General features: G+C 69.0%; 6 protein-coding genes and 1 pseudogene. 3 read left to right on the plus strand and 4 right to left on the minus strand.

Annotation, left to right across the window (positions count from 1 at the left end; genetic code table 11):
* Positions 1-116 precede the first annotated feature (116 nt).
* A complete protein-coding gene (locus AVR91_RS40705; protein ID WP_063275956.1) occupies positions 117-671 on the plus strand; it encodes a ferritin in 555 nt (184 codons plus the stop codon).
* 67 nt (positions 672-738) lie between these two features.
* Here the strand turns inward: AVR91_RS40705 and AVR91_RS40710 are convergent, their stop codons facing one another.
* The 4 genes from AVR91_RS40710 to AVR91_RS40725 form a co-directional block, all read right to left on the minus strand.
* Positions 739-1,584 (minus strand): hypothetical protein, encoded by an 846-nt coding sequence (locus AVR91_RS40710; RefSeq protein ID WP_063275955.1) that lies wholly within the window; start codon positions 1,582-1,584, stop codon positions 739-741.
* Positions 1,581-2,093 carry a SigE family RNA polymerase sigma factor gene (locus AVR91_RS40715; protein ID WP_072031185.1) on the minus strand — a complete coding sequence of 171 codons (513 nt, stop codon included), beginning with the start codon at positions 2,091-2,093 and terminating at the stop codon, positions 1,581-1,583. Before AVR91_RS40715 ends, AVR91_RS40710 begins: the two co-directional genes overlap by 4 nt.
* Positions 2,094-2,277: 184 nt before the next feature.
* Positions 2,278-2,631 (minus strand): DUF952 domain-containing protein, encoded by a 354-nt coding sequence (locus AVR91_RS40720; RefSeq protein WP_063273238.1) that lies wholly within the window; start codon positions 2,629-2,631, stop codon positions 2,278-2,280.
* Between the two features lie 70 nt (positions 2,632-2,701).
* A complete protein-coding gene (locus AVR91_RS40725; protein WP_063273239.1) occupies positions 2,702-3,583 on the minus strand; it encodes a DUF5926 family protein in 882 nt (293 codons plus the stop codon).
* A gap of 290 nt (positions 3,584-3,873) precedes the next feature.
* Between AVR91_RS40725 and AVR91_RS40730 the strand changes: the two genes are divergently transcribed.
* Positions 3,874-4,086, plus strand: a complete 213-nt coding sequence (locus AVR91_RS40730; RefSeq protein ID WP_037333665.1) for a hypothetical protein — start codon at positions 3,874-3,876, stop codon at positions 4,084-4,086.
* 49 nt (positions 4,087-4,135) lie between these two features.
* A pseudogene (locus AVR91_RS44130) lies at positions 4,136-4,472 on the plus strand (cytochrome P450); the annotation flags it as partial.

Here is a 4,472-nt window from a genome sequence, read left to right on the forward strand (position 1 = left end):
TTAGGGAAGGCTTACTTAATTGAGGTGGACCTATTATCGGTAATGGTAACCTAATAGGGGGTACATCACCAGAGAAAAGTGGAAATCGAATAGGGACATGGCGTATTCTCGAACACATGGCCCTCACCAAGAAGAAGCAACCGCGCTCGAAGTTCTACGAACTGCTGCAGGCGCAGATCCACAACGAGTTCAACGCCTCCCAGCAGTACATCGCGCTGGCGGTCTGGTTCGACGCCGAGGACCTGCCGCAGCTCGCGAAGCACTTCTACAAGCAGTCCGTCGAGGAGCGGAACCACGCGATGGCGCTGGTCCAGTACATGCTGGACACCGACCACCACGTGGAGATCCCCGGCACCGGCGACGTGCGCAACGACTTCTCCGACGTCCGTGAGCTCATCGAGCTCGCGCTGCAGCAGGAGAAGGACGTCGCGACCGACATCCAGCAGCTGGCCAAGGCCGCGCGCGCCGAAGAGGACTACATCGGCGAGCAGTTCACGCAGTGGTTCCTCAAGGAGCAGGTCGAGGAGATCTCCCAGATGTCCACCCTGCTCAACATCGTCAAACGCGCCGACGGCAACCTGTTCGAGGTGGAGAACCACCTGCACCGCGAGTCCGTCGGTGACGGCGGCGCCGACTCGGGGATGCCCCCGGTCGCGGGCGGCGCACTCTGACCAACGCTCCCACCACGGGAAAACCCGGGCTCTCCCCCTTGGAGAAGCCCGGGTTTTTCTCGTTTCGTCAGCTGAGCTGACAGCCCTGGTTGATGCTGGTCAGCAGGATGCCGACGGCCGACCCGTCGTCGGACACGGAGATCCGGTACGCGCTCACCGCGCTCACCGGCGCGACGTAGGAGCTGCCGTCCTTGGTGCTGCCGGGATAGGCGGCGAGGATGTCCGCCTCGGTCGAACCGACGCCGATCCCCTCCGGGGTGTGCACCGTACCCGTCGGATTGATGACGGTGATCCCGTCGCCCTCGGTCAGCGACACCGACGTCGACAGCGGAACGGCCGCCCCCTCGTCCGCGCGGCCGTAGGTGCAGGTGCCCCGGACCTCTTTCGCCCGCAGCGGACCGGCGGTGGCCTCCGCCTCCGACTCGCTCATCCCGAGCCGGAGCTTGCCGAAGCCGACGGAGGTCAGCAGCGCGCCAGTGGTCACCTTGCGCTGTGTGGGCGGCTTCGTGACCGGAGTGCTCTTCGGCGGTTTGGCCGGCCCGTCGGAAGCTGTCGACGGCGGTGGTCCGGTCGTCGGGTTCGGCGTTTCCACCGGCGCGGAGGCAGGCGGCGGCGGACTTCCCGGCCCCGGCTGCGCCGCGCTCGACGACGCCGCGCCCATGGTGAGCTGGTCGCCGCCGGGGAAGGCCGCGCCGTTGTCCCTGTCGTGGATCGTGAAGACGGTGAGCCCGCCGCCCAGCAGGACCACCGCGGCGGCCATCCCGCTCGTCGTCTGCATCAGCTGACGGCGGCGACGGCGACGGCGTGCGCCCGCGACGATCGCCTCGGGAGTCAGCGTGGACCCCGCGCCCAGCCGCTCGTCGGAGAACAGCTCACGCAGCTGCTGCCGCACGTCCTCGTCGGACATGTTCATCCCGCTTCCCTCCCTTCGTCCTTGGGCTCGGCCGACGCGAGCTTCGTCCGCAGCGACGCGATCGCCTTGCTCGCCTGGCTTTTGACGGTGCCCTGGCTGATCCCGAGCGAATCCGCGATCTCCGCTTCGGACAGCCCCTCGTAGTAACGCAGGACCATCACCGCGCGTTGCCTCGGCGGCAACGCGCGTAACGCCTGCCACAACGGCTCGTGTTCGAACGGATCGGCCGGACTGTACGGCTGGACGTCCGGCAGGTCGGCGACGAGGCTCTCGCGTTTGGTCCGGCGCCAGCGGCTGATGTGCGCGTTCGCCATCGAGCGGCGGATGTAGGCCATCGGGTCGCCGGTCTTGTGCTGGACGTACGACCAGCGGGAGCCGATCTTCTCCAGCACGGTCTGGACCAGGTCGGCGGCGTCGTGCGGATTCCCGGTGAGGGCGTGCCCGTACCTCAGCAGGCCCGGAAGGCCGGCCCGTACGAAGTCGCCGAAGTCGGTGAGCTCACCGGGCACGTCGCTCTTCCGGCTCTCGCCGGCCTCCCAGACGTCCGTCCCCGGTATGACCGTCGCGGCAGCGGTCACCGTATCGCCTCCTCCCGGGGTCACCCGGCCAGATCTGCCTGGCCCACCTCTCCCGAAACGCATGACCGCCCCCACAGGTTGTCTCCAGCCGCGAACCAGTTCGAGGGACGTCCGCTCAACGCCTCGACACGGAGCCGGGAATTCTGAACGAACCGTCCCCCTGAACAGGGAATTCGTGGACGGCCACCACGGCGTTACGGGGTATCGGCCCGTACACGTGGGGGAACTGGATACCGGCCGGATGCGGCGGGTCCCCGTCCTCCCAGACGACGGGCGCCCCGACGAGCGCCGGGTCGATCTCCAGCAGCACCAGGTCGGTGCGGCCGGGGAAGACGGCGTTGGCCGGGATATGCGCCGTTCCCGGGTCCGAGCAGTGGATGAAGCCGTCGGAATCGAGCGACGCGACGGTGTAGACGCCGCCTTCGGGCACCGCCGCCCAGTCACCCTTGGCACAGATATGAAGGATCACGCGCCCATCCTCGCGCATTTCGTCCTCTGGATGCGGAGCGCATCCAGAGGACGAAACGCGCGGCAAAGGATCAGCGGATGGTGAGCTGACGGCCGATGAGGCCGTCGCGTGAGCGGCGCTCGGCGGCGTTGAGCGGCTCGGTGTCGAGGGACTTCAGCGCGGCCTCGAGCCGGGTGCCGAGCTGGTCCTTCGCGTCGGCCCACTCGCGGGCGTGGGCCTCGGGGTCGAGGTCCCACACCGGGACGAGCAGCCCGTGGGCGCGGAACGAACCGGCGTAGCGTGAGCCCTCGCCGAGCCCGAGCTCACCGGCCGCGGACAGCCGCGCAAGCGCTTGCAGCAGCAGGTTCTCCGGTTCGGGGCGGACCCAGCGCAGGTGTGCCTTCTCGCCTGCGAGCACCCAGTACGCGCCCGCGCCGAGGCGTTCGGTCGGCATGATCGCCGCGTTCGCGCGCTCGAGGGACAGCGCGACGTCTCCGCTCGCGTCGGCGTCCTCGGGCAGCCACCAGGCGAAGTCGTTGTAGAGCGTGACGTCGAGTTCGACGTCCGTGTCGAGCAGGTCCTGCAGGCGGGCCTTCTCGTCGGCGGTGGGCGGGGTCGTGGTGTCCGGGACGGACAGCACGTCACCCTCCTTGGCCTCCAGCACCCACTTGAGCGCGCGGCCGAGGTCACGGCTGATGTCCGAGGACCGGGTCTGCACCTGCATCCCGATGTAGCGCTCGCCGTCGGACCGGACGAACGCGGCCGCCGCCATCGGCAGCACCGTGCCGAGGGTGACCTTCTCGCCGGAGCCCAGCGTGAGCGCCGCCGTCGCCGACGGGACGAACTCACGCAGCGCGATCAGCTCGGTCTCCGCCGCGAGCCCCTCGAAGGGCTGGCCGACGAAGACGTCGCGCACCTTCGGCTTGCGGTCCGAGGTCGTCTTGGGACCCTTCTTGCGCGAACTCTTGCCCACGTCAGCCTCCTCAAAGCTCGGTTCGAAACGCTATCGCGGGAAGGCCCGCGCCTCGTAAGGCCCCCGGGGTTGGTGACGAAGACGGCGCGCACGACACCCGGCCGCCCATCGGATCGACCGGATCGGTGGGTTTCAGCGGCCATCCGGGTACCACGGAAACGCGACTGAAAACGGTTGTCATCAGCCGGACGATGGAATCGCGGGTGATCAGCCTGCCGTTTTCCCCGCACCGCACCGAATACTCGATCACGGCGCCATCCGGTGCCGTAGTGCGGAGAAAGGGATCACAGATGAGCACCTCGAAGCGCCGGGCCGCGCTGGCCGCGTTTCCCGTGGCACTCGGTCTGATGCTGGCCGGGCCCGCGGTGGGCACGGCTTCGGCCGCGCCGCAGTCCGACAGAGCCGACCAGGCGCGACATTGCCTGCTGCTGTGCGTCGGCCATCACCACGGCCATCACCATCACGGGCTGCACCTGCACCTGGGGCTTTGGCTGCATCTGTAGCTCGTTGCCGCGCCGGGGCGGCCACCCCGGCGCGGGTTACAGTCGGCACGTGTTCGACCTCGCCGACCCGGCCTTCCTCGCGAATCCATACCCGTCCTTCGCCGACCTCCGCGAACGCGGCGAAGTCCACCGGCACGACGGCCTCGGCATCGCCGTGGCGGTGTCGCACGCGGCGTCGGCCGCCGTCCTGCGGCATCGCGGGCTGGGCCGGATCTGGCAGGACGCGCTGCCGGTGGAGCGGTTCGCGTCGTTCAACCTCCTGCACCGCAACTCGCTGCTGGAGAACGAGCCGCCGGCCCACACGCGGCTGCGGCGGGTGATCGCGGGCGCGTTCGGGCGCGGGCACGTCCAGCGGCTGCGGCCGATGGTCGCCGAACTCGCGGACG

This window comes from Amycolatopsis keratiniphila subsp. keratiniphila (assembly GCF_001620365.2).
GTDB lineage: Bacteria > Actinomycetota > Actinomycetes > Mycobacteriales > Pseudonocardiaceae > Amycolatopsis > Amycolatopsis keratiniphila.